At 70.0% G+C, this 23362-nt stretch carries 23 protein-coding genes; 4 read left to right on the forward strand and 19 right to left on the reverse strand.

What is annotated here, in order from left to right; all coding sequences use genetic code 11:
* Positions 1-10: 10 nt before the first annotated feature.
* From ACFWX1_RS10525 to ACFWX1_RS10555, 7 genes are all read right to left on the reverse strand, one after another.
* Positions 11-418 carry a hypothetical protein gene (locus ACFWX1_RS10525; protein ID WP_378385946.1) on the reverse strand — a complete coding sequence of 136 codons (408 nt, stop codon included), beginning with the start codon at positions 416-418 and terminating at the stop codon, positions 11-13.
* Positions 419-748: 330 nt separating this feature from the next.
* The gene (locus tag ACFWX1_RS10530; RefSeq protein WP_378385948.1) at positions 749-1705 is read right to left on the reverse strand and encodes an acyl-CoA dehydrogenase family protein; all 957 of its coding nucleotides are present in this window, start codon (positions 1703-1705) and stop codon (positions 749-751) included.
* Positions 1702-2778 carry an acyl-CoA dehydrogenase family protein gene (locus ACFWX1_RS10535; protein WP_378385950.1) on the reverse strand — a complete coding sequence of 359 codons (1077 nt, stop codon included), beginning with the start codon at positions 2776-2778 and terminating at the stop codon, positions 1702-1704. Before ACFWX1_RS10535 ends, ACFWX1_RS10530 begins: the two co-directional genes overlap by 4 nt.
* Before the next feature lie 5 nt (positions 2779-2783).
* Positions 2784-3593 (reverse strand): enoyl-CoA hydratase/isomerase family protein, encoded by an 810-nt coding sequence (locus ACFWX1_RS10540; RefSeq protein WP_378385952.1) that lies wholly within the window; start codon positions 3591-3593, stop codon positions 2784-2786.
* A complete protein-coding gene (locus ACFWX1_RS10545) occupies positions 3593-4405 on the reverse strand; it encodes an enoyl-CoA hydratase family protein (RefSeq protein WP_378385954.1) in 813 nt (270 codons plus the stop codon). The genes ACFWX1_RS10540 and ACFWX1_RS10545 overlap by 1 nt, the downstream gene beginning before the upstream one ends.
* Complete coding sequence (locus tag ACFWX1_RS10550; protein ID WP_378385956.1) at positions 4402-5706, reverse strand: MFS transporter; 1305 nt, start codon at positions 5704-5706, stop codon at positions 4402-4404. Before ACFWX1_RS10550 ends, ACFWX1_RS10545 begins: the two co-directional genes overlap by 4 nt.
* Positions 5707-5753: 47 nt before the next feature.
* Complete coding sequence (locus ACFWX1_RS10555; RefSeq protein ID WP_378385958.1) at positions 5754-6989, reverse strand: CaiB/BaiF CoA transferase family protein; 1236 nt, start codon at positions 6987-6989, stop codon at positions 5754-5756.
* 140 nt (positions 6990-7129) lie between these two features.
* Between ACFWX1_RS10555 and ACFWX1_RS10560 the strand changes: the two genes are divergently transcribed.
* Positions 7130-8077, forward strand: coding sequence for a LysR substrate-binding domain-containing protein (locus ACFWX1_RS10560; RefSeq protein ID WP_378385960.1), 948 nt, complete (start codon positions 7130-7132; stop codon positions 8075-8077).
* Positions 8078-8146: 69 nt separating this feature from the next.
* On the opposite strand, the gene ACFWX1_RS10565 is transcribed toward ACFWX1_RS10560, so the two are convergent.
* Positions 8147-8827: a DUF4232 domain-containing protein gene (locus ACFWX1_RS10565; RefSeq protein ID WP_378385962.1), complete on the reverse strand. Its 681-nt coding sequence runs from the start codon at positions 8825-8827 to the stop codon at positions 8147-8149.
* A gap of 194 nt (positions 8828-9021) precedes the next feature.
* Positions 9022-9723: a creatininase family protein gene (locus ACFWX1_RS10570; RefSeq protein ID WP_378385964.1), complete on the reverse strand. Its 702-nt coding sequence runs from the start codon at positions 9721-9723 to the stop codon at positions 9022-9024.
* A gap of 71 nt (positions 9724-9794) precedes the next feature.
* Here ACFWX1_RS10570 and ACFWX1_RS10575 point away from each other — a divergent pair, with 71 nt between their 5' ends.
* Positions 9795-10580 carry an inositol monophosphatase family protein gene (locus ACFWX1_RS10575; protein WP_378385966.1) on the forward strand — a complete coding sequence of 262 codons (786 nt, stop codon included), beginning with the start codon at positions 9795-9797 and terminating at the stop codon, positions 10578-10580.
* Between the two features lie 245 nt (positions 10581-10825).
* Here the strand turns inward: ACFWX1_RS10575 and ACFWX1_RS10580 are convergent, their stop codons facing one another.
* Genes ACFWX1_RS10580 through ACFWX1_RS10625 form a run of 10 tightly spaced genes read right to left on the reverse strand, consistent with a single transcriptional unit; the run spans position 10826 to position 20461 of the window.
* Positions 10826-11086: a hypothetical protein gene (locus ACFWX1_RS10580; protein ID WP_378385968.1), complete on the reverse strand. Its 261-nt coding sequence runs from the start codon at positions 11084-11086 to the stop codon at positions 10826-10828.
* Between the two features lie 58 nt (positions 11087-11144).
* Complete coding sequence (locus ACFWX1_RS10585) at positions 11145-12233, reverse strand: serine hydrolase domain-containing protein (protein ID WP_378385970.1); 1089 nt, start codon at positions 12231-12233, stop codon at positions 11145-11147.
* Positions 12230-13816: an ABC transporter ATP-binding protein gene (locus ACFWX1_RS10590; RefSeq protein ID WP_378385972.1), complete on the reverse strand. Its 1587-nt coding sequence runs from the start codon at positions 13814-13816 to the stop codon at positions 12230-12232. Before ACFWX1_RS10590 ends, ACFWX1_RS10585 begins: the two co-directional genes overlap by 4 nt.
* A 59-nt stretch (positions 13817-13875) precedes the next feature.
* Entirely contained in the window at positions 13876-14769 is an 894-nt protein-coding gene (locus ACFWX1_RS10595; RefSeq protein ID WP_378385974.1) for an ABC transporter permease, read from the reverse strand.
* Positions 14766-15722, reverse strand: coding sequence for an ABC transporter permease (locus ACFWX1_RS10600; protein WP_378385976.1), 957 nt, complete (start codon positions 15720-15722; stop codon positions 14766-14768). Before ACFWX1_RS10600 ends, ACFWX1_RS10595 begins: the two co-directional genes overlap by 4 nt.
* A complete protein-coding gene (locus tag ACFWX1_RS10605; protein ID WP_378385978.1) occupies positions 15719-17302 on the reverse strand; it encodes an ABC transporter substrate-binding protein in 1584 nt (527 codons plus the stop codon). Before ACFWX1_RS10605 ends, ACFWX1_RS10600 begins: the two co-directional genes overlap by 4 nt.
* 38 nt (positions 17303-17340) lie before the next feature.
* The gene (locus tag ACFWX1_RS10610) at positions 17341-17775 is read right to left on the reverse strand and encodes a thioesterase family protein (RefSeq protein WP_378385980.1); all 435 of its coding nucleotides are present in this window, start codon (positions 17773-17775) and stop codon (positions 17341-17343) included.
* Positions 17768-18703, reverse strand: coding sequence for a 3-hydroxyacyl-CoA dehydrogenase NAD-binding domain-containing protein (locus tag ACFWX1_RS10615; RefSeq protein ID WP_378386036.1), 936 nt, complete (start codon positions 18701-18703; stop codon positions 17768-17770). The genes ACFWX1_RS10610 and ACFWX1_RS10615 overlap by 8 nt, the downstream gene beginning before the upstream one ends.
* A gap of 1 nt (position 18704) precedes the next feature.
* The gene (locus ACFWX1_RS10620) at positions 18705-19598 is read right to left on the reverse strand and encodes a 3-keto-5-aminohexanoate cleavage protein (protein ID WP_378385982.1); all 894 of its coding nucleotides are present in this window, start codon (positions 19596-19598) and stop codon (positions 18705-18707) included.
* A 2-nt stretch (positions 19599-19600) separates the two neighbouring features.
* On the reverse strand, positions 19601-20461 hold the full coding sequence (locus ACFWX1_RS10625) for a TetR family transcriptional regulator C-terminal domain-containing protein (RefSeq protein WP_378385984.1): 861 nt from the start codon (positions 20459-20461) through the stop codon (positions 19601-19603).
* Positions 20462-20695: 234 nt separating this feature from the next.
* Here ACFWX1_RS10625 and ACFWX1_RS10630 point away from each other — a divergent pair, with 234 nt between their 5' ends.
* Together ACFWX1_RS10630 and ACFWX1_RS10635 are read left to right on the forward strand one after the other, a co-directional pair.
* Entirely contained in the window at positions 20696-22141 is a 1446-nt protein-coding gene (locus tag ACFWX1_RS10630; protein WP_378385986.1) for a protein kinase, read from the forward strand.
* A gap of 84 nt (positions 22142-22225) precedes the next feature.
* The gene (locus tag ACFWX1_RS10635; RefSeq protein ID WP_378385988.1) at positions 22226-23293 is read left to right on the forward strand and encodes a glycosyltransferase family 4 protein; all 1068 of its coding nucleotides are present in this window, start codon (positions 22226-22228) and stop codon (positions 23291-23293) included.
* Positions 23294-23362 lie beyond the last annotated feature (69 nt).

Below are 23362 nucleotides of genomic sequence, written 5' to 3' on the forward strand. Positions count from 1 at the left end.
TACCGCCGGATCACTTGATGGTCGCGGTGGCCTTCCACGGCGTGACGACGTGCGGGCAGACGCGGCCGGCGTCGGGACGGCAGGTCCGTACCGCGGAGATGGTGACGGTGCCTTCCCCAGCGGCGTGGAAGGTCGCCGAGGCGCCACCGGCCGGTGTGGTCGTGCCCGTGGTCCGGTCGAGAGCCTGTGGCTCACTGGTTTGCGGGATACCCCAAGAGTAGGTGAGCCCCTGGTCTCGGTAGCTGGTGAGCCGGACCGCGATGGTGTCCCCGATATTCGCGCGCACGGATCGGCCGTTGTCGGTGTTCGTGAGCACGACCCGGCCGCTCTGCCCGGCGATGGCCGGTGTCGCCGTGGCGACGGTGCTCGCGATCAACGCCAGCCCCGCCGCCGCGGCCGCGTACTTCGTTGTCCTCAATGCTCCTCCATGACTCCCGCCGCCCCTTGGCGATCCCGGCTTCCCATGCTTCCGGGCCGTGCACACCACGGCGAGCGGTGCGCTCTTGATCCACCCGAACGGGATCGTCCGGTCTTCACGGGGCCCGCCGCCGGGTACGGGGGCGCCTCCCCGGAATGAGGGCTACAAACCGTGCATGCGCCTGCACACCCCTGCGACGTGACGGCGATCAGCGCGGGGATCCCCCTCGGTCGAGGTCGGCCTGATACTGGTCGAGGGCAAGCCCGCGCTGGTCCTGCAGCCCGGCGCCATCGCGTGAGCCCGGCTCGTACCAGCCGTGTCGCTGGTGGACTACGGACGGGCACCGCTCCGGAGAGTGCCCGGTGTGGTGAGCGACCAGAGGGACGGTTCGTCGACTGGTACGGCTTCGATTCCGTGGTCGCGCCGCGCGGCGCCCTCGTCGCAGCCTGCCCACAGCAGTTTGGTCCGCCAGTGCAGTCCGGCCTCGCGGGTGATGCCCATCGCGCCGTGGAGCTGGTGGCTGGTCTGGGCTATCCGGGGTGACACGGCGGCCGCGACCTCGCGCGCGGTGACCAGTGCGAAGGTCAGCGCGTCCGAGTCGTCGCCGAAGAGGCGGTGCCGGGCCTCGTACGTGCTGGTTTCCAGTTCCCGGAGGTCGATTTTCAGCTGCCCCAGCAGGTTCCGGACCGCGGGGATGGCGGCAAGCGGCCTGCCGAACTGGACGCGCTGGGTGACGTAGCGCCTGGCCTCGGCGACGGCGCCTTGTGCCGCGCCGATCATCTCCTGGCACCAGAGGACGTCCGCCAGCGCGGTCAGCCGCCGCGGGATTTCCTGCGGCGGTGGTGGCGCGAGACGGTAGGGCCGGTCCGCGAGATCGCGCCCGGCCTCGCCGCCTGGTACGCCGTGAGTGACGCTGCCGTCGGCGGAGACGAGGACGTCGGCGATCGGTTCCCAGAGTCCTTGCGCGGTCGGATGAACGGCGACAGTGTCCACTTCGGACACCGGGGTTATGGCCGCCGCGCGGGCGACCAGGGTCTGGCGGAGTGGGAGCGCGAATCCGCCGCGGGCGAGAGCGGTGACCGCGCCACAGGCGGCGTCGGCGAGTTCCCGCTGGTCGCGGTCCACTGCGCCGTCGACGCGGAAGTCGTCCAGGATGGTGGTCCAGCCGAGCCGGGCCGCGATCCGCCAGTGCTCGCGCGGGTCGCCGGGCCGGTCCCAGCCCGCGATCACCTCGGTGACCGCGTCGTCCAGATCCTTTTCCAGGGTGTGTTCGATTCGAGTGGTCATCGGTTGTCCTTGGCGATCATCGACAGCATGACTTGGGCCGCCCCACCGCGGATTCCCGAGGCGGGCGAAGCCGCGAGGGCCTGGTCGTAGAGTGCGCGGACGGCAGGGATTGCCCGCGGCATGAGCGGCCGCGCCCACTCGATGACGCTCAGCTCGAACCGGTTGCCGAGGTATTTGCTCATGGCGGCCTGCACGACCGGAGCGCCGCCGGCGTCGAGCGTGCGCGCGGTCTCCAGTACCCAGGCACGCAGGATCTGCAAACGTGCGGCCAGCGCCCGCAGTTCGCGCCGGGCGGTGTCGTCCACGAGGCCCGCGGTGAGCACCGCGGACAGGAGTGGATAGGTCGACAGGAATCGTTCGGGGCCGCCCCGTTCGAAGGCGAGCTGGCCGACGACCTGCCGCCAGCCCTCGCCGACCCGGCCGATCACCCAGCGGCCCGGAACGTACACGTCTTCCAGCGCGACCTCGTTGAAGTGGTGCTCACCGCGCAGATCCAGGATGGGCGTGACGGTGATTCCCGGTGCGTCCATGGCGACGATGAACTCCGTCAGCCCGTCGTGGTGGTCGGGTTCGCGGGAGGTCCGGGCCAGGACATACAGGTGGGTGGCCAGGTGCGCGCCGCTGGTCCAGATCTTGCGCCCGGTGATGCGCCAGCCGTCGCCGTCGCGGACGGCGGAGGTGCGCAACGAGGCCAGGTCCGATCCCGCGTCCGGTTCGCTCATGCCCAGCGCGAAGGTGCGGTCGGCGCGGGCCAGCGGCGGGCAGAACTCCTCTTGCAGCTCCGGTGTGCCGTGCCGGAGCAGAGTCGGGCCGATCTGCCGTTCGCCCACCCAGTGCGCGGCGAGCGGCGCTCCCGCGCGCAGAAGTTCCTCGGTCACCACGAGGCGGTCGACGGCGGTGCCGCCACCGCCGCCCAGGTGCTCGGGCCAGGAAACAGCGAGCAGCCCGGCGTGGGCGAGTTCACGGCTGAAGCCCGGGTCGTACGCGCCTGCCCAGGAATCGCATCGCGGCGTGAACGGATGAGAGGCGAGGAAGTCGCGGACTTTTTTGCGCAGGTCCTCGGTCGTGGTCATCTGTCTCACGCTCCGGTGTAGTGCGGTGGACGCTTGTCGCGGAAGGCCGAGAGCGCTTCGGCGGAATCGCCGGTCGCCAGGACGACGGCCTGGTGGGAGGCGATCAGGTCCAGCGAGGTGCGCAGGTCGGCGTGTTCGCCCGCCTGGACCGCGCGCTTGATCAGCTCGACCGCGACCGGTGGCTGGGACGCGAGTGTCGCGGCGAACTCGCCGGCCCTTTCTCGCAGCCGGTCGTGCACGCAGATTTCGTCGGCCAGCCCCCATGCCAGTGCCTGGTCCGCGTCGACGAACTCTCCTGTCCACAGTAGACGCAGTGCGCGCGACCGCCCCACGATGCGCGGCAGGTAGTGACAACCGCCGTCGCCGGGTACCAGGCCGACCCGCACGTAGCCCTCCGAAAACCGCGCGCGGTCGGAGGCGATCCGGTAATCGCACATCAGGGCCATGTCCATGCCCGCGCCGACCGCGGCCCCGTTGACGGCGGCGATCAGCGGCTTGGCGAGGTCTTCGGCGGCTCTGGCCACCGGGTGCACGTGCTCGGTCATCAGGCGGCGGCTGTCCAGTGGCGAGCGAGCCTGGCCGAGGTCGCCGAGATCGGCGCCCGCGCAGAAGGCGTCGCCGGTGCCGGTGAGGACGACGGCGCGCACGTGGTCGTCGGCCTGGAAGGCGCGGTACGCCTCGGCCCAGGCACGCAGCATTTCGCCGGTGAAGGCGTTCTTGTGCCGAGGACGGTCCAGGACGATCCAGCCGACGTGGTCCTCGACGCGGACGTCGAGGCCGGGCACCGACGGCAACGCGGTGGGTGGGGAGGTCATCACGGCTCCTTCAATGGTGTTGGGGCGCAAGAGGTTTCGGACGAGGCCGCATCCCAGGCCGGGCTGCGGCGTTCGAGGAAGGACGCGATGCCTTCCGCTGCTTCGGCGCCACCGGCGAGTCGCGCGGCGAGAGCGGTCAGCTCGCTTGCGTAGGCAGCGAAGAACCGCCGCGTGTCCGTTGTGGTGAGGTGCTTGGCGGCGGCGAGCGCACCGGGTGCGGCGGAGCGCAGCCCGGCGAGTACCGGCTCGAGTGCCTCGTCGACGTCGTCGGCGGCGATCGTGACCAGGCCGACGCGGGCAGCCTCGGCGCTGTCGAACGGCTCGCCGGTGAGGTAGTAGCGGGAGGCGGCGCGCGGGGCCAGGCGGGGCAGCACGGTCGTCGACAGGACGGCGGGCGCGAGGCCGATGCGCACTTCGGTGAAAGCGAAGCTCGCGGCCGGGCCCGCCGCGACGATGTCGCAGGCGCCCAGCAGTCCGAGTCCGCCTGCCCGTGCGTGCCCGGTCACGCGGGCGACGACAGGTTTCGGCGCTTCGACGACACTGCGCAGTAGACCGGTCAGCCGCTCGGCGGTAACGCCGGTGCCCGTGCGGGCTTCGGTGAGGTCGATGCCCGAGCAGAACACTTCGCCGGTGTGGGTGAGCAGTACAGCCCGGATGCCGGAGTCCTCGGCAGCGCGGTTCAGATGCGCGGCGAGGTCGTCGACGAGCCGGGTCGAGAGGGCGTTGCGGTTGTGGGGCGAATCGAGGGTGAGAGTGGCGACGCCGTTGTCGTCGATGCGGCGCACCAGCGGTGCGGTGGTTTCGTGGGTCATGCGGGACTCGTGCTTTCGACAGCCGGGGCGGGAGCGGGCAGCCGCCGCAGGTCTCGCGCCGGATTGATCAGGACCGCGCCCAGGACCGCACCCGCCAGCAACAGCCCGCCGCAGACACCGAACCCGGCCGCGTACCCGCGGTCCGCGGTGAGGAAGCCACCCATCACCAGCGGCGCGAACACACCGGCGGAGGTGGCGATGGCGGTGGTGGCCGCGGTGACGGCCAGGCGGCGCTCCGGCGGCACCAGCTCGCCGATGAGCAGCCAGATCATCGGGTAGAACGCGCTCGGCAGGCCGAAGGCCACGGTGATCAGGGCGAGTGCCGCACCTTTTCCGGTGTGCGGGAAGAGGATCATCGTGATGCCGGCGACGGCGAGCAGCGCCATACCCGGCAGGCAGTACGCGCGGCGGCCGTCCATTCCCCTGCGGCGCAGCCGCGTGGCCACGGCGCCCATCGCGAGGATCACGACGGTGGCGAGCAGCGGTGGCAGCGCGGTGAGGGTACCCGCCTGCTGACGCCCGATACCGAGACCGGAGGACAGGTAGCGCGGTAGGAAACCCAGCGCGGTGGTGGTCGCCCAGAAGGCGACGAAACCGGTGAGAACGGCGCCGATCACCGTGCCCGACAGGAAAAGCACGCGGTACGGCACCGGAGCACCGCCCTCGCGCGGCGGCGCGGCACGCTCGGCTGCGGCGGTCCTGGCGTAGGGACCTTCGCGCGCGACCAGCAGCCACACCGCGGACCACACCACCGAGAGGGCGAACAGGACGCCGAACGCGGTCCGGTAGCCGAAGTCCGCGATGATCCAGCTGAGCAGTGGCGCGCTCGCCACGACACCGAGGGTGGGTCCAATGTGGACCAAGGCGTTGGGCAGGGCGCGGTCGCGGGCCCGGAACCAGCCGTAGACGGTATGCGTCGCGGCGGGCACCGCCGGCCCTTCGGCCGCGCCAAGCGCGATCCGCGAGGCGATCAGGGCGCCGAGGCCGAGCCCCGCCGCCATGGGCAGCGCCGTCACGCCCCAGACGAGCGCGAGTACGACCATGACCCGGGTCGAACGACGTTTCGCCGCGGCGAAACCGACGACGATCCCGGAGACGCTGAACAGGAAGTAGAAGCTGGACTGGACGAGGGCGTACTGCCGTTCGCCGAGGCCGAGGTCCTTCATGATCGGCTCCGCGGCGAGGCCGACCACCGTCTTGTCCGCGTAGTTGATCAGCAGGAAGAACAGGGCGAGCACGGTGACGGACCAGGCCCGTCCGGTGCGCGGGCAGGGCGGGACGAGGTGTTCGGGCGGTGCCATGGATCCTCCTCGGGACGACGACGCTGTCGCTGGGGTGGGCCCGGGGCTCAGTCGCACCGCGCCGGGCCGGGTGCCGGTGGCCGGGCGAGCCGGGCGGGGTCGAAGCCCACTTCGGCCAGCACCTCGTCGGTGTCCGCACCGACAGGCGGGAAATGCCGGTAAATCCTGGCTGGCGTGCGGGAGTAGCGCACCGGTGGGGCGACGAGGCGGCAGGCACCCTCGGTGGGATGCCGGACCGTTCGGACGAGGCCGCCCTGGCGGGCGTACTCGCTCTCGGCGGCCTCCTGGAGGCTGTACACGGGATGCGCCGGGATACTCACGCGGTCGCAGAACTCCTGCCACTGCGCGGAAGTGAACTGCGGGGTCAGCTCCCTGACGTAGCCGTACAGGTCGTCGGCGTGCGCGACGCGAGCCGGCATGCTCGCGAAGCGCGGGTCCGCGACCAGTTCGGGATGGCCCGCGTACGCGAAGAAGTCGTGCCAGTTGCGGTCGTTGTACGGCAGGATGCACATCCAGCCGTCGGCGGTGCGGCAGGCCCGGCGCTCCTTGCTCAGGACACGCGGGTAGCCGTAGCCGGGTTCCTCGGTGGGGTCGAGTGAGGCGCCCGCGAGGTGTTCGACCAGGTTGAACGCGATCATCGTGTCGGCCATCGGCACCTCGACGTGCTGGCCCTCGCCGGTGCGGTCGCGGTGCCGCAGCGCGGCCAGTACGGATTGGACGATGACCAGGCCGCACACCTTGTCCGCCAGGACCGTCGGCACGTAGTAGGCCTCGCCGGTGACCTGCTCGTTCAGCCAGACCAGCCCGGAGGCGGCCTGCAGGATGTCGTCGTAGGCGGCGTTGTCGCCGAGCGGGGAATCGCTCCGGAAACCTTGCGCGTTGACGTAGACGAGGTGGGGAAGTTCGTCCGCCAGGCTCTCGTAGCCCAGGCCGAGCCGGTGCAGGGCGCCGGGCCGGATGTTGGTGATGAAGGCGTCGGCGGTGGCCAGCAGGGCGAGGAGCGCCTCCCGCCCGGTGGCGGTCTTCAGGTCGAGGGACACGCTGCGCTTGTTGCGGTTGAAGTTGAGCGCGGCGCCCGCCATCCCGGCGTGGCGGCGCGGTTCGAAGTGCCGGGTCGGATCCCCGCCCGGCGCCTCGATCTTGACGACGTCCGCGCCCAGGTCGGCCAGTTGCGCGCCCGCGTACGGGCCCATGATCACGGTGGCCAGCTCGATGACCCGCAGTCCGGTCAGCGGGCCGGTGGGCGCTGCGGCCGCGCCTTCGTCCACCTGGTAAGGCGACATCGCCTCGCACCTCCTGTGTCCTCCGGCAGCCCGGCCTCGTCGGCATCGACGATCGGGACCGTGCTGGTGAACACCAGTCAAAGCGAGGTCATTGATCTACCGCCAATACTTCTTGCCCCGTGATTCATATGCTTGAGGCTATGGACCTGACCACGCGCCTGCTGGAGCAGTTCGTCGTCCTGGCCGAGGAAGAGCACTTCGGGCGAGCCGCCGAGCGCCTCTCGATGAGCCAGCCGCCGCTGAGCCAGGCGATCCAGCGCCTCGAACGCGCTCTGGGGGTGCGGCTGCTGGAGCGCAGCACCCGCGCCGTACGGCTGACCACGGCCGGAGCTGCCTTCGCAAGCGACGCGCGCCACTTGCTCGAGGCGCAGCAGGCCGCCGTCGGGCGTGCGCGGCGCATCGCGCACGGCACCGAGGGTGAACTGCACCTGGGCTTCATCAGCGGTATCACCTACACCTTTCTGCCGCGTGTGCTCCGGCTGACGCGGCACCGCCTTCCGGGACTGCGGCCGCACCTGCACCAGAACACGTCGGCCGAACTGGCCTCGATGGTCCGCTCGGGCCGTCTCGACCTCGCCTTCGTGCGCGGACCGCTCGCCGACCCCGACGGGCTCGACCTGCGCACGGTGGCAGCCGAACGCCTCGCCGTCGCGCTGCCCGCGAACCATCCGCTCGCCGGACGCACGGCCCTGCGTCTCGCCGACCTGGCCGGCGAAAGCTTCGCGCTGCCCTCCCTGACCGCGCTCGCCGGCCTGGCCGAGCAGGTCACCGCCGCCTGCCGCGCCGCCGGTTTCGTCCCGCGCGACGGCGCCCGCGCGGACAGCCTCCCCGGCCTGATCAGCCACGTCGCGGCGGCGGCCTGCGTGTGCCTGGTGCCCGAACAGGTCCAGGCCGGGGCATTGCCCGGGGTAGTGTTCCGGACGCTGGAAACCCTGCGGCCGCAAGGAAAAGACGACGTGGACGACCTGACCCTCACGATCGTCGCCGCCACCCGCGCCGGGCAGCGGGACCCGGCGGTGCACCGGGTACTGGCGCTGCTGCGCGACGACCATTCCGGCGACGCCGGGGATTCCGCGGCGAACACCTGACCCGGAGAGCGAAATTGCCGTGGGAATTGTGGTTCCCACGGCAATTCGCTGTTTCGGGATAGCCGGTCGCTACTTGGCGGTGCTGGGCTGGACCGGGGCGATGTAGGTGCCGGGGTGAGTGGCGCCGTCCTGCTTGGCAAGGCCCACGCCGTCGACCCAGGGCAGGGTCTGGGTGTTGGTGCCGTTGGGCGGGGTGACGGACATGGTGGTGGGGTGCCAGCCCGAGTCGGAACCGGAGCCATCGCCGGTGACAGGGGCGGAGGTCAGGTAGGTGAGATCGGCGGTCGCGTATTCGCCGGAGCCGAGCAGGATCGGCAGGACGGCCGCGTTGGTGCGGGCCAGGTCCCAGCCGGTGCCGTCGTCACCGTTGAGGCGGACGCCCGGGAAGCCGCGCACCACGCAGGGCACGCCGGCCTGGTTGGTCAGCTTGAGCTGGAACCGCATCTGCGTGGTGGTACCGGGTACCAGATCCGGCGACGTCGGCGTCACCTTCAGGTTCGCGCAGTTCGGGTGACCGCCGGCGTTGGCGACGCCGGTGCCGTCGGCGACCGGGGCATCCTTCGCACCCGCGCCCTGGAGGGCGCCGCCGTTCGGAGCCGCGCCGATCCCGCCGCCGACGCCGCCGGAGCCCTGCGGAGCCGGAGCCGCGTTGCCCGCCTGGCCGGTCGAGCACGCCCCCAGCGCACCCACCGCGGCCACCGCGGCGATCGCCATTCCGCCGCGCCGGATGATCTTCGCGTTGATACCCATTTCAGTCCCCTTGAATAGTGCTTGTGTATTTGCGGAGCGTTTTTCGAAGTCACCAGCAAAGATGTTCGAGGGGGCTATTAGGTGCTGCCATCGTGATCTGGATCACGGCAGGGCAACGTCGTTATCGGTAAATGCTTGCGGATTGTTTCCGCAGGTCGATGGTGTGCTCGGCGCTGGTATTGCCCGTTTATGCGTCAGCGAATGACCGAAAGACAGTCCGCGAACGACGTCACGAGGCTCGCGATGACGGCACGTCCCTTCTCTGCCGATGCGAGAGAGGGGCGCCCGGCTACGCCGGATTCGGTGTACCGCGCGAGACCGGTAGTGAGCAGGCGACGGCGGTCGCCGGTGACCACGTCCGCGGTGGCGTAGCCCGCGCGGACCAGGTCCGGATGAGCGTGCAGCAACACCGAGGTCTCCAGCTCGCCCGCGTGCATGTCCTCGTCGATCGAACTCGCCAGCCCGGCGTCCGTGCGCGCCGCCTGCCAGTCCTCCAGCATCGGGAACAGCGCGAGGGAGCCGTGGGCTTCCTGGACCACATTGGACAGTACGTAGTTGCCGCCGTGCCCGTTGACCAGGACGAGCCCGCCGACCCCGGATCGCCGCAGTGACTCCGCGATGTCCTGCACGACCGAGTAGAGCGTCTTCGCGGAGATGCTCACCGTCCCCGGCCAGGTCGCGTGTTCGTGGGAACACGAGATGGTGATCGGCGGCAGCTGGAGCACGGGATAGACGTCGGCGATGGCCTGCGTGATCGTCACGGCGATCGCGGTGTCGGTGGCCAGCGGCAGGAATTCGCCGTGTTGCTCGAAGCTGCCGACCGGGAGCACGGCGACCGTCGCGCCACGATCCCGTTCGTCGATCGTGGTGCTCCGCGGGAGGAAGTGCGTGGTCATGAGCTCGCCTCTCGTCGTCGGCAGTCTCGATTATTGATCGGCGACGGGGTCGGCGGCTACCGTGAGCGCCGATGAACGACTACGCGCAGTTGCTGCCGATCGCCCGTGCCGCGATGTCCACCGCCCGGGAGATCGTGCGCTCGCGTGGCTCTTTTTCGGTGGCCGCCAAGGGAGATCGGGACATGGTCACCGACGTCGACCTCGCCGTCGAGGACGCGGTGCGTGACCTGCTCGGCAGGGAAACCCCGGAGATCCCGGTCGTGGGCGAGGAACGAGGCGGCCGGGCCGCCGGCGGGCTGTGGTGGACGCTCGACCCGGTCGACGGCACCGCCAACTTCGCCCGCGGCATCCCGCTCTGCGCCGTGTCGCTCGCCCTCGTCGACGGCTCCCGCAGCGTGGTCGCCACGATTTCGGCGCCCTTCCTCGGCGTCGAATACTCCGCAGTGGACGGTCACGGTGCCTGGGCCGGGGAGCAACGGCTGCGCTGCTCCGAGGTCACGGACATCGCCGACGCGGTGATCTCACTCGGTGACTTCGCGCTCGAGGCGCACGAGAGCGACCGTAACCGGGTGCGGCTCGGCCTGCTGCGTGACCTCGGCGCCCGCGCGCAGCGGATCCGCATGATCGGCACCTCGGCGATCGATCTGGCGTGGGTGGCGCACGGCAAGCTCGACGGCACCATCAACCTGTCCAATCACCCGTGGGACACGATGGCGGGTGTACTGCTGGTCCGGGAAGCCGGGGGTGTGGTGCTCGACGAGGACGGTACCGAACACTCGGCGGATTCCACGGCGACCATCGCGCTCAGCCCCGGGGTGCGCGCGGAGATCATGGCCACGCTGAGCCGAAACTCCTGACCTGCCGCGACACCACCCGTCTGCGCGGACGCCGGTGGCGGGCACCGCGACGGCGTCGCGAACGCTCCGTTCGGGACGTTCATCGTCGGCAACGGAGCGTTCGCGACGTCGGGCGATGCCGGCGGCTCAGGCGGGAAGTCCGAGGGACGCCCTCGGTGCATCCACCGCACCCAGGGACGCCCCCGTTGCACCCAACGCACCCAACTGGGGCGCTCGACCACCGGGCCGTCCGGCCGTGGAAGGACCTACTGGCCGGCCACTCGTGTGTCGAATTCGGCCAGCCAGGCCCGGAAATCCTCCGGCCCGTACAGAAATCCCTGATCAGGGGTGGCGGAGTCGGCGGCGCTCAGCGCGTCGATGGTGTCCCACACCACCTCGTCCTGCACGTCTCCGGCTTCCTCGGTGAGCCAGGGAGCAGCGCGTTTGGCGGCTTCGACGGGGGTCACGGTTCCTTCGGCCAGGCCGCTGAGCAGTTCCCTGACCTCGGCGCGGGTCGGTTCTGACACGCGCGTAACGATAGGACAGAAATACGTCGTTGTCTCCACCTTGTCCGGACCGGATGTTTCACAGACAGGTCTTGAGCGCGGCGAGCAGCGTGGACGCGCGTTCATCGACGTCCTCGGCCCGGAGTTCGTTGGTGGTGAAGGAAAAGCCGATCCCGTCGGCGGGCCAGGCACCGTGGCGGCCGCCGCCCGCACCGGAGTGGCCGAACGCGACGTCGGCCGGTCCGTACGTCCCGATCGGATCTGCCAGTTCGTAGCCGAGGCCGAACCGCACCGGCCGGTCGTTGACCGCGTCCAAGCCCTCCGACCACGTCCGCGTCGCCTCGGCCAATACCGGTGCGGGGACCAGGCCGGAGCCGATCCGGTCGTACAGCCGCGCCATCGCGGCCGCCGTCCCGGTCGCGCCGCCCGCGGCCAGCTCCGCGCGCCGGTATTCCGGTGTGTTGAAGGATTCCCCGGAGTCGAGCAGGCCCCGGTACATCCGTTCCACGATCGCGCGGCGGGCCGGGTCGTGCAGGAACGTGCTGATCCGGTAGCCGGGTGCCCTGGTGACGACCGCCAGCCGGTGGTCATCGGACTCCGGCGTGCCGAGGTGGACGTCGATGTCGCCAAGCAGCTCGGGGATGAGCGCGCCGACGTTCCGGCCGGTGACCCGGCGGATCAGCTCGGTGGTGAGATAGCCGTAGGTCAGCGCGTGATAGGCCACCCGGGTACCGGGAGTCCACAAAGGACGTTGCTGGGCGAGTGCGTTGGCGTTACCCGCGTTGTCGAGCGTCGGCAGGTCCGCCTCGACGTAGGGGAGCCCGACGGTGTGCGAGAGCATGTGCGAGACGCGGACGTCGTCCTTGCCGTTCTGCGCGAACTCGGGCCAGTACGTCGCGACCCGCTCGTCCGGATCGAGCAGCCCGCGCGCGGTGAGCATCGCGGCCACGGTGGCCACGACGCCCTTGGTGCCGGAGAACAACACCACGAGCGTGTCCCGCGTCCACGCCACGCCGGGGCGCGCCGAACCGCCCCACAGTTCGGCGAGCACTTCGCCGTCGCGGACCACGCTGAACGCCGCTCCGCCCGACGTCCCGGCCAGGACGTCGCCGAACGCCTCCCGTACCGTCTCGAAGCCTGGGCGGATCTCGCCGTGCACGGGGTTCACAGCCGCGGGGTGTTCGTCAGGAGTTCACGGGTGTACGGGTGTGACGGCCGGGTCAGTACCGTGTCGACGTCGCCCAGCTCGACGATCTCGCCGCCGCGGAGCACCGCGATCCGGTCGGCGACCTCGCGCGCCAGTGCGATGTTGTGGGTCACGAACAGCATCGCCATCCCGAGTTCCCGCCGCAGTTCTCCCAGCAGTTCGACGATCGTGGCCTGCACGGACACGTCGAGCGCCGAGGTCACCTCGTCGCACACCAGCACGTCAGGCGTGGTCACCAAGGCCCGCGCGATGGCCGCGCGCTGACGTTCGCCGCCGCTGAGCTGTTCCGGTAGCCGGTTCGCGATCGCGCGGCCGAGCCGGACCCGGTCCAGCATCTCGGCGACACGTTCGCGGCGTTGCGCTCGGGACAACGCCGTCAGCCGGGTCAGCGGGACTTCGATCGACTTGGCGACGCTGCGTCGCGGGTTGAGCGAGGAGAACGGGCTCTGGAACACGTACTGGATGCGGCGGCGCTCGTCGTCGCTGCGTTGCCGCGTCGAGTCGGCGAGGGTGACGCCGTCCAGGGACACCGTGCCGGTGAAGCGGGGTGTCAGCCCGGCGATGCATTGGGACAGCGTGGTTTTCCCCGATCCCGATTCGCCGAGAAGCATCAGGCATTCGCCGCGAGACACCGAGATGTCGACGCCGCGCAGTACCCGGTGTTGTCCATAAGAGACGGTCACCCCCTTCGTGGAGAGCACCGCCTTTCCTGCGGGTGTCACGTCGCCGCCCGGCGCGTCCAGATCGGGGACGGCGTCGATCAGCCGCTGGGTGTAGGAGTGTTCCGGGCGGCGCAGGATCTGCTCCGCCGGGCCGGTTTCGACGAGGTCGCCGCGGTACATCACCGCGACGCGGTCGGCGATTTCGGCGACCACGGCGAGGTCGTGGGTGATGTAGAGCGCTGCGACGCCGTGCTGGGCGGTGAGTTCCCGGACGGTCGTGAGCACGAGCGTCTGCGTCATCACGTCGAGGCCGGTGGTCGGCTCGTCCAGCACGACGACGCTGGGGCGGCAGGCGAACGCCATCGCGATGCCGACGCGCTGTTGCTGCCCGCCGGAGAGCTGATGCGGATACCGGCGGCGGTAGTTCGGGTCGGAGGGGAGCCCGACCTCGGTGAGCACCTCGCCGACGCGGTCGTCGATCGAGCCCGGGAACCCGTGGGTCTCGAGGACTTCGGCGATCTGCGTGCCGACGCGCAGCGCGGGGTTGAGCGACAGCGCGGGATCCTGTGGGATGTAGGCGACCGCGCTGCCGCGGAGTTTCCGCTGTTCCTGGGGTGTCGCCGCGAGGACGTCGACGGGCTCGCTGTCGCGATGGCGGAGCAGGACCTTGCCGCCGGCGGATACGAGTCCGCGCCGGAAGTGGCCGAGCGCGGCGAGTCCCGCCGTCGTCTTGCCCGATCCGGATTCGCCGACCAGCGCCAGCACCTCGCCGGCCGCGATCGCGTACGAGACGTCGTCGAGAATTCCTTGTCCGCTATGGGTTTTCACCGAGAGGCCGATCACCTCCAGCGTGAGCTGAAGGGGACTTTCGTCCGATGCCACGCGACGAAGGGCGCTTTCGTCCGATGCGATGCGAGGAAAGTCCCCTTCAGCAGCTTTGGTCATGAGCGGGTCTCCCGGGTGCGTCCGGCCGCGGCCGAGGCGAGCGAATCGGCGAGCAGGTTGGTGCCGACGGCGAGCAGCGCGATCGCCAGCACCGGCAGGACCACGCCCCAGGGCTGGACGATCAGCGCGATGCGGTTCTCGTTGATCATCAGGCCCCAGTCCGCCGTCGGTGGCTGGATCCCGAGGCCGAGGAACGACAGCGACGCGATGTATCCGATCGAATACGTCAGCCGCAGCCCGATCTCCACCATCAGCGGGCCGGTGATGTTCGGCAGGATCTCGCGCAGCAGGATCCGCCCACGCGGCACCGCGTACATCTCGGCCGCGCGGATGTAGTCGTGGCCCCGCACGGCGACGGTGGCCTGCCGGGCGACCCGCGCGGTGCGCGGCGCGTGGGTCAGGCCGATGATCAGCACCAGGAGCCAGCCCTTCGGCCCGATCACCGCGATCGCGAGCAGCGCGATGACCAGCTGCGGGAACGACAGCAGGACGTCGTTGCCGCGCATGAGCAGGCTGTCGAGCAGCCCGCCGCGGTAACCCGCGACCATGCCGAGCAGCGCGCCCAGCACGATCCCGAGCGCGGTCGCCAGCACGGCGTAGAGCAGCAACGTGGTGCCCCCGGCGAGGAACCGGCTGAGGACGTCGCGGCCGAGCCCGTCCGTCCCGGCGATCCCGACAGGCTTGAACGGCTTGCCCGCGAACTCGGTCGGATCGTGCCCGGTGACGAGCGGGCCCAGCCACGGCCCGAGCACGGCGACGAGCACCACCAGCGTGGTCAGGGCCGCGCCGACCTTGGCCTGGGGAAACGTCCACGCCGTCCGGAACAGGCCCGCTGGCCGCGTCGGCGGATCCTCTTCGGTGACGGCGCGGGGGATCTCGACGGCGGTCATCGGCCTGCCTCCGTGCGCAGCTTGGGATTGGCGAGGATGCCGACGACGTCGGCGAGCAGGTTCACCACGATGTACACCGCGGCGATGAGCAGGGTGACCGCCTGCACGACCGCGACGTCCCGTTTGGCCACCGCGTCGATCAGTGCCTGGCCGATTCCCGGATAGCGGAAGAGGAATTCGACCACGACGACGCCACCGGCGAGCCAGGCCAGCTGGATCGCGACGACCTGGGCGACCGGGCCGATGGCGTGGGGGAGGGCGTGCCGCAGCAGCACGATCCGTTCCGGGACTCCCTTGAGCCGCGCCATCTCGACGTAACCACTGTCGAGGACTTCGTTCATCGCCGCGCGCATCATGCGCGTGATGTACGGCGTCACCACGAGCACGAGCGTCGCCACCGGCAGGACGAGTTGCTCCGGATGCCGCCAGACCGCCTCGCCGGGTGTTGCGAGGGTGACGGACGGGAAGAGCTTGAACACCGTGGTGGAGAACAACAGGATCAGCGCGACGCCGATGACGAACTCCGGTAGCGCGGCGATCACCAGGCTGATCCCGGAGATCGCCTGGTCGGTCGCGCGGCCGCGGCGAACCGAACTCCAGGTGCCGAGCGCGAGCCCGATCGGGACGGCCAATACCGCCGCGAGCACCAGCAGCACCAGCGTGGCCGAAATCCGGTCACCGAGCAGCGCGGTCACCGGGCCTTGCGTGGACGTCGAGGTGCCGAGGTCGCCGGTGAAAAGGCCACCGAGCCAATCGAGATAGCGCTTCCAGACCGGATCGTCGAGATGCAGTTGATGACGCAGAGCGGCGATCCGGTCGGGGGTGGCCTGCTGGCCGAGAATCGCGCGGGCGGGGTCGCCGGGCAGCAGCAGGGTCGCGACGAACACCAGCAGCGAGACGAGCCACAACACGACGAGGCTCACCAGGAGCCTGCGGAGGATCAGCTTGCTCACGCTGTTTCCTTCCCGATCCAGGCCTGCCGGAACTGATAGCCACCCAGCGAAATCCCGGTCCGGTCCGGGGTGATGCCGGAGACGTAGAACTGGTGCGCGTCGACGCGGTTTTCGAAGGCCCACACGATCAGGCCGCCGCGTTCGTATTCGATCTTCTGTGCCTGTTTGAGCAGCCTCGTTCTTTCCGCGGTGTCCATGGTCCTGCTCGCTTGGGCGATCAACTCGGCGAATTCGGGATCGTGCCAGTGCGTTTCGTTGTACGGTGATTTCGGGAGTGAGCCGTTGGCGACCTGGGGAAGGTAGTTTCGCGTGTACCAGAAGTCCTGTGCGAAATCCCAGGACAGATAGTTGTCGCCGTAGAACGTGGTGGTGTCGAGTTTGCGGATCCGGACGGTGATCCCGGCCTGTTTCGCCTGTTGCTGGAAGACCTGTGCGGCCTCGACCGCGCCGGCCTGGATCGGCGCGGTGACGAGTTCGATGTCGAGACTCTGGTGCCCGGCCTCGGCGAGCAGCCTCCGCGCGGCCTCGATGTCCTGCTTGCGCTGGGGAAGTTCAGTGGCGTAGGACGGATCGAACGGCGCGTAGAGGTCGTTGCCAAGCTTCCCCTGTCCACTGAGGACCTGGTTGATCATCTGTTCGCGGTCGACCACGAGACGCAGCGCCTGGCGTACGCGGACGTCGTCGAACGGCGGCCGGTCGACCCGCATGGTGAACGGGAGCCAGCTGCCGGTTTCCGCGGTGAGCACACGGATACGCGGATCGCTGCGCAGGACGTCGACGAGTGCTACCGGTACCTGATCGATCGCGTCCACTTGGGACGAAAGCAACGCGTTGATCCGTGCGTCGTCGTCGGTGAAGTTGATGAGCACCAGTTCGTCCACGTAGGGCTCACCCGGGCGCCAGTAGTGTTCGTTGCGGGCGAAGGTGCTCTGCAGGCCGGGAGTGAACTGGGCCATTTTGAACGGGCCCGTGCCGATCGGTTTCTTCGGATCGAAATCCGCCGGGACGATCCCGAGCGAGTACTGCCCGAGCAGGTCGTCGAAACCTGCGTTCGGGGCGCTGAGGCGGAATTCGACGGTCCTGTCGCTAGTCGGGACCACTTCGGCGAGCATCGACAACGACGTCGCGCCGCTCTTCGGCGCCTTCGGGTCGGTGATCCGTTTGAACGTCGCGACGACGTCCGCCGGCGTGACCGGGCGGCCGTCGTGGAAGCGGACGCCGTCGCGGAGTACTGCCGTCCACGTCCGCCCGTCCGCCGACGTGGTGACGGACTCGGCGACCACTGGCTGGAGCCGGTAATCGTGGTCGCGGATCAGCAGCGGGTCGTAGAGGTTGATGACCCGCGCGATGTCCGGGTTGGTCGCCGGGCTGTGCGGATCGAGGCTGTCGGCGGCACCGCCGCCGGTGACACCGACGCGCAGCGTGCCACCCCGGCGGGGCGGTCCGGTGGGGGCCGGCGCGGCGAACGTGGTGCCGCAGCCGGCCATCAGGAGCGCGGCGCCGCCGAGCGCGGCTCCGCCGAGGGTGGCGGACAGAAACCGGCGCCGGGACAGGGGATTCGGCCTACATCGCTCTTCCATGGTGGGGACTTCCGGTGGCGGGGGCGGAGTGTTCGGGATCAGGCGATGGCGCGCCCCGCGTAGTCCGGGACCTTCGTAGCGCGGTACTGCTCGAGTCGTTCGACGACCGGGTCGGGGAACGGCGAGGCTCTGCTTCCGGTGACGTGCACGGCGAGGAGCTCCTCGGTGGCGACGAGGTCACCGCCGACCCGCATCTCGTGACAGATCCGCGTCTTGCGGGCCCCAATGTCGAGGACTGACGTGGTGACGTCCAATTCGGACTCCGGCCCGACCTCGGCGAGGTAGCGGATGTGTGCTTCCACTGTGTACAGAGAGGCACCCGTCTCGGTGCGGTATTCCTCGTCGAGCCCGACGACGTCCATCAGGTTCGTGGTCGCATCGCCGAACACCAGCACGTAGTACGGCTCGGACAGGTGTCCGTTGTAGTCGATCCATTCCGGACGGACAGTGTCGCGATAGGACAGTTCAGCCATCGCGGCTCTCCTTGACGGCGCGCTGGACGGCGATGATCGCGCGGTCGCGCTCGGCGACGAGATCCGCGATCGACCGTCCATCGGCTTCGTCGAGACAGCCGTCGACCATGGCATCCCGTAGCTCGGGCGTCAGCTCGGGAGCGTCGAGGCGGGTCCATGGCGATTTGAGCGACGGCCCGAAGTGGTCGAGCATATGCGCCATTCCGCCTTCGCCGCCTGCGAGGTGGAAGGTGAGGCACGGGCCTTGCGCGGGCCAGCGGAGGCCGGGGCCGTCGGTGATGGCGGTGTCGATCTGCTCGACCGTCGCCTCGCCGTTCGCGACCATGTGCAGCGCCTCGCGCCACAGCGCCTCCTGGAGGCGGTTGGCGATGAACCCCGGCACCTCGCGGTCCATGGTGATCACGGTTTTCCCGACCCGGCGGTAGAACTCGGCCGCCCATTCGACGGCCCAGGAAGCTGTCAGCGACCCACCCACGACCTCGACGAGCGGGATGAGATAGGGCGGGTTGAACGGATGCCCGACCACCAGGCGTTCCGGTGTCGCGGCGGCGACCTGCATTTCCGTCATCCCGTAGCCCGAGGTCGAGGAGGCGATGACGACGCCGGCCGGGGTCACGGCGTCGATGTCGGCGAGGAGTTTCTGTTTGAGCGCAAGGTCTTCCGGCGCGCTCTCCTGGACGAAGCCCGCTCCGTCGACGGCTTCGGCCAGGGTGGGTGTCACCGTGAGGTTGTCGCGGCTCGCGCCGTCGGCGAGGCCGAGCTGGGTGAGGGCGGGCCAGGCGGCGTCGACCAGCCGGGTGAGCTTGGCCGCCGCGTCCGGTGCCGGATCCCAGGCGCGGACCCGGAATCCCCGGGCGAGGAAGTGCGCGACCCAGCCGCCGCCGATGACCCCGGCGCCGACGCACGCGACGGTGTCCACAGTAGACATATCAGACACGGGCGCGCTCCTTGAGTCCGAGGATTTCCCTGGCCCGCGCGGGGCTCACGACGGTCGCGCCGAGGTCCTGCACGATCCCGACGGCACGTTCGACGAGCTGCCCGTTGGTCGCCTTGACTCCCTTGGCGAGGTACAGGTTGTCCTCCAGCCCGACGCGGACGTGCCCGCCGAGCAGGACCGATTGCGCGACCCACGGCATCTGGTCGCGGCCGATCGCGAACGACGCCCACTGCGCGCCGTCCGGGAGCATCCGTACCATCGCCTGCAGCAGGCCGGGGTCGGCGGGAGCGCCGTACGGGATTCCCATGCACAACTGGAACAACGGCGGGGCGTCGATCAGGCCCTCTTCGACCATTTTGGACGCGAACCACAGATGCCCGGTGTCGAAGATCTCCAGCTCGGGTTTCACGCCGAGTTCCTGGATGCGTTTCGCCCCGGTGCGGAGCATGTCCGGAGTGGACACATACAGCTGGCTGCCCTCGCCGAAGTTGAGCGATCCGCAGTCGAGCGTGCAGATGTCCGGCAGCAGTTCCTCGACGTGCGGCAGGCGATCAAGAGCGTTGACCAGGTCGGTGCCGTCGATCGGCTTGAGCGGGTCCTCCTGGTCGATGACCAGGTCGCCGCCCATGCCCGCGGTCAGGTTGACCACGACGTCCACATCGGACTCTTTGACCAGCCGCACCGCTTCCCGGTACAGCGCGACGTCGCGCGAGGGAGCCCCGGTGTCGATGTTACGGACGTGGATGTGCACCACCGCGGCACCGGCGTTGGCCGCTTCGACGGCGCTCGCGGCGATCTGCGCGGGGGTGACCGGGACGTGCGGGCTCCGGCCGACGGTGTCTCCCGCGCCGGTCAGCGCGCAGGTGACGATCACCTCGTGATTCACGGTCAAGCTCCTCCGACGATCGTGGCGGCGATGAAGTCGTTGAGATGACGGCGCATGGTGGCGACGGAGCTGCCGGGGCGTCCGGTCAGCACCTGGATGCCGAGGCCGTCGATCAGGGCGGTGAGCCGGGTCGTGGCGTCGTCCGGGTCGACGTCGCGGAACACGCCCTGCTCCTGGCCGGTCCGGATGGTCATCGCGATCGTCCGGAGCCAGCGGTCGTAGGAATCGGTGTAGAGGGAACGGAGTGTGGGGTCGAGCGAGACCTCGTTCCACACCTGCAGCCACACCGACCATTCGGCGCGCAGGACGCCGTCGGCGGGCAGTTGCAGTTCGACGAGCCGCAGGAGCCGCTCGTGGGCGTCGTCGATGGTGTGCAGCTCGGCGACCTGGCGGTCGAAGGCGAGCTTGACGTTGCGCCGGAGCGCCTCGTTGAGGACCTCGGTCTTGCTGGGGAAGTGGTAGTGGATGGTGGCGGTGCTGGTGCCGCAGGCCTTGGCGATGTCGGCGATCCGGACGCGGTGGTAGCCGCGTTCGGCGATCAGCTGCCAGGCGGTTTCGAGGATGCGGCGGCGGGGCTCGGACTGGGTGAGGTGTTCGGGGTCGCTCGCGGAGCCGGCGGCGGGCGAGGGGACCGCGGTGACGGTCTTCGCGTCGTCGCTGCCGTTGAGCAGCCAGTTGACCGTGACGCCGCAGTATTCGGCGACGCGGACCAGTTCGTGGGGCGAGAACCGGCGGGTGCCGGTCAGCGCCTTGGACAGTTTCGTCTCGTCGAGCCCGATGGCGGCGGCGAACTCCCGCTGGGCTCCCGGCATGGACCTGACCAGCTCGCGAACCCTCGCCCGCAACTCGTCCGTCTCGTCCATGCCGGGAGACGGTAACCTGGCATTGCGATAATCGCAAGGAATGAACTGCTAGGACGTCGCTGACCACTGAGTTCGTTGAGAGACAACGATCTTGCGGCCAGGAACTGACTGACAGATCAGTCGACTCGCAAGACGGGGCGGACCGGTGGCCTTAGCGGTCCGTCGCCCTGATCGTCGCGGTGCGTGTCCTGGCATGCTGGGTCGGTCACGCTCGATCTTTGGCCAGGATGGTGGATGTTCGTGGAAGCTCGCCGGATCGGTGATCGGTACCGGTTGCTCGAACCGATCGGTGGCGGAGCCATGGGCACCGTCTGGCGGGCGAAGGACGAGACGCTCGGCCGGACCGTCGCGATCAAGGAGCTGGTGCTCCCCGACGACCACGACGAGAAGCGCACCGACGAGGCGAAGCAGCGGGCCATGCGGGAGGCGCGGATCGCCGCGCGCCTGACGCACCCGCACGCCATCACGGTGTTCGCCGTCCTCGACGAGGAAGATCGGCCCTGGCTGATCATGGAACATCTCACCTCGACCAGCCTCGCGCAGAAGCTCGAGGACGGGCCGCTGTCGGTGGACGACGCCGTCAACGTCGGCGCGCAGGTCAGCTCGGCGCTGGCGGCGGCGCACCGGGTCGGGATCGTGCACCGTGACGTGAAGCCGGGCAACATCCTGGTCGGCCCCGACGGCACCGCCAAGATCAGCGACTTCGGCATCTCGCGCGCGGCCGGGGACGTCAAGCTCACCGCCACCGGGGACATCCTCGGCACGCCGGCGTTCCTCTCGCCCGAGGTCGCGCGGGGCGAGGACGCGAGCTTCGCCTCCGACGTCTTCTCGTTCGGCGCCACGCTCTACGCGGCCGTCGAGGGCACCCCGCCGTACGGCGAGTCGGACAACCAGATCGCGCTGCTCTACCGCGCGTCCAGCGGCGACATCGTGCCGCCCGCGAAGACGGAACGGCTCACCCCGCTGCTGCTGCGGATGCTGGCGACCGATCCCGCGGAGCGGCCGTCGATGAGCGAGGTGGAGCGCGAGCTGAGAGCGTTGGTCGCGGTCTCCGCGGCCACCCTGCCCGCCGGTCCTCCCCTGCCTGCCGAACCCACCGTGCCCGCGGCTGCCGCTTCGGCCGCCGCCGCGGCGCCCGCGTCGCGAAACCGGCGCGGGCTGATCGCCGTCGGCGCCGGAGCGTTGCTGCTCATCGCCGCCGTCATCGTCGTGATCCTCGTGACGCGGCACAAGTCGGGCCCGGAAACCGCCGCGCCGCCGCTCAGCACCCCGGCGTCGGCCACCCCGTCCACGACGCCTTCCGCGGCCCCGCCGCCCGCGACAGCTTCGTCCTCCACGCCGCCGCCATCGACGTCGTCGTCATCCTCTTCTGCGCCGCCACCTGCGGAAACCCCGGCTCAGGCGGTCGCGGCCTACTACGGGCTGCTGCCGGGGAACCTCGAAGCCGGGTATGCGCGGCTGACTCAGAAGTTCAAGGACGCGCGAAGTAAAACCTTCTCCGCGTACGCACAGTGGTGGAGTCAGTTCCAATCCGTCACCGCGTCCAACATCACGGAGAACGGCTCGACCGTGACTGTGGATGTCAGCTACGTCTACAAGTCGGGCGGGAACACACAGGAACGCGACACGCTCACGCTCGTTCAAAAGGATGGGACGTGGATGCTGGACTCCCAGGGCTGATTCCTCACCATCGTTGAACCGGCGGGCCCGCCGAGCCGTATCCCCCAGTGGCGGCGCCTTGCCGGCGACGCAGGAGGAGGCACCGTGGTCACCTATGTACCGGCCGGAAGGCCGCCGGACCCGGTGGCCTTCGTGCTGCCCGCCCTCGCGGGTGACTCCGGCCGCTACAACCAGCGCCTGTGCCAGTACCTGCCCGCCGCGGGCCTTCCGGTGCTGGAACTGCCGATGGCCTCGGCGACCCGGTTGTCCCGTTCGTTGTCCGCCCTGCCCGATGGCACGGTGGTGCTGCTCGACGGCCAGGTCGCCAGCGCCGTCCCCGAGGTCGTCGTCCCGCATTCCCGCCGTCTGCGGCTCGCCGTCCTGGTGCACTCGCCGCTGGCCGACAGCGCTGGTCCGGACCACTCGCGGGCGCTGGAACTCGACGCGTCCGAACGGGAAACCCTGCGCATGGTCAGCACCGTGGTGGCCACCAGCCCCGGTCTGGCACGGCGGCTGATCGACCGTCACGACCTCGACCCCGCGCGCGTCCACGTCGCCCGGCCCGGCACCGATCGCGCGCCACTCGCCGTCGGCACCGACGGCGTGTCGCATCTGGTGTGCGTGTCGCCGCTGGTGCCGGGTCATGGTCAGGACGTGCTGGCGCGGGCTCTCGCTTCGGTGCGTGACGTGTTGCTGACCTGCGACTTCGTCGGCTCTGCCGGGGACGACCCGGCGTTCGTGTCCGCGCTCCGGCGTTCTCTCGACCACCGCTCCCGGCTGCTCTCCCCGCCCGATCTCGCGGCCGTCTACGACGCCGCCGACCTCGTCGTCCTGCCCATGCAGGCGACTGTCGTCACCGATGCCCTGGCCCGCGGCATCCCCATCCTGGCCACCGACACCTCGCCCGCGGCCGATGTCGCGGACTTCCCCGGGCTGCTGATCCCGGCCGACGACGTCGCCGCGCTCGCCATGGCGCTTCACCGCTGGGCGCTGGATCCCGAGCTCCGCCGGTCCCTCCGCACGGACGCTCTCTCGCGCGGTTGCTCCCTGCCGACCTGGCACGCCACGGCGGATCAGCTCGCCGGCGTCCTGGCCCGCCTCCAGACCGCGCCGCCCGAAGTCGTCGTTCCCCTGTCCCGCCGCCCTGCGCGCCCCACGGCGTTGACCACGTAGCGTGAAACCGCCGCCGGACCGTACCTCTCCCTCCCTGCGAGGCGGTCCGGCGACAGGCTTCCCCCAGGC

Source organism: Amycolatopsis sp. NPDC059021, from assembly GCF_042739895.1.
Taxonomy (GTDB): Bacteria; Actinomycetota; Actinomycetes; order Mycobacteriales; family Pseudonocardiaceae; genus Amycolatopsis.

Bases quoted from the DNA above. Each gene is read 5' to 3' on its own strand.
- ACFWX1_RS10530 (WP_378385948.1), bottom strand. From the start codon at position 1,705: ATGACCACTCGAATCGAACACACCCTGGAAAAGGATCTGGACGACGCG.
- ACFWX1_RS10535 (WP_378385950.1), bottom strand. From the start codon at position 2,778: ATGACCACGACCGAGGACCTGCGCAAAAAAGTCCGCGACTTCCTCGCC.
- ACFWX1_RS10540 (WP_378385952.1), bottom strand. From the start codon at position 3,593: ATGACCTCCCCACCCACCGCGTTGCCGTCGGTGCCCGGCCTCGACGTC.
- ACFWX1_RS10545 (WP_378385954.1), bottom strand. From the start codon at position 4,405: ATGACCCACGAAACCACCGCACCGCTGGTGCGCCGCATCGACGACAAC.
- ACFWX1_RS10550 (WP_378385956.1), bottom strand. From the start codon at position 5,706: ATGGCACCGCCCGAACACCTCGTCCCGCCCTGCCCGCGCACCGGACGG.
- ACFWX1_RS10555 (WP_378385958.1), bottom strand. From the start codon at position 6,989: ATGTCGCCTTACCAGGTGGACGAAGGCGCGGCCGCAGCGCCCACCGGC.
- ACFWX1_RS10560 (WP_378385960.1), top strand. From the start codon at position 7,130: ATGGACCTGACCACGCGCCTGCTGGAGCAGTTCGTCGTCCTGGCCGAG.
- ACFWX1_RS10565 (WP_378385962.1), bottom strand. From the start codon at position 8,827: ATGGGTATCAACGCGAAGATCATCCGGCGCGGCGGAATGGCGATCGCC.
- ACFWX1_RS10570 (WP_378385964.1), bottom strand. From the start codon at position 9,723: ATGACCACGCACTTCCTCCCGCGGAGCACCACGATCGACGAACGGGAT.
- ACFWX1_RS10575 (WP_378385966.1), top strand. From the start codon at position 9,795: ATGAACGACTACGCGCAGTTGCTGCCGATCGCCCGTGCCGCGATGTCC.
- ACFWX1_RS10595 (WP_378385974.1), bottom strand. From the start codon at position 14,769: ATGACCGCCGTCGAGATCCCCCGCGCCGTCACCGAAGAGGATCCGCCG.
- ACFWX1_RS10605 (WP_378385978.1), bottom strand. From the start codon at position 17,302: ATGGAAGAGCGATGTAGGCCGAATCCCCTGTCCCGGCGCCGGTTTCTG.
- ACFWX1_RS10610 (WP_378385980.1), bottom strand. From the start codon at position 17,775: ATGGCTGAACTGTCCTATCGCGACACTGTCCGTCCGGAATGGATCGAC.
- ACFWX1_RS10615 (WP_378386036.1), bottom strand. From the start codon at position 18,703: ATGTCTACTGTGGACACCGTCGCGTGCGTCGGCGCCGGGGTCATCGGC.
- ACFWX1_RS10625 (WP_378385984.1), bottom strand. From the start codon at position 20,461: ATGGACGAGACGGACGAGTTGCGGGCGAGGGTTCGCGAGCTGGTCAGG.
- ACFWX1_RS10630 (WP_378385986.1), top strand. From the start codon at position 20,696: ATGTTCGTGGAAGCTCGCCGGATCGGTGATCGGTACCGGTTGCTCGAA.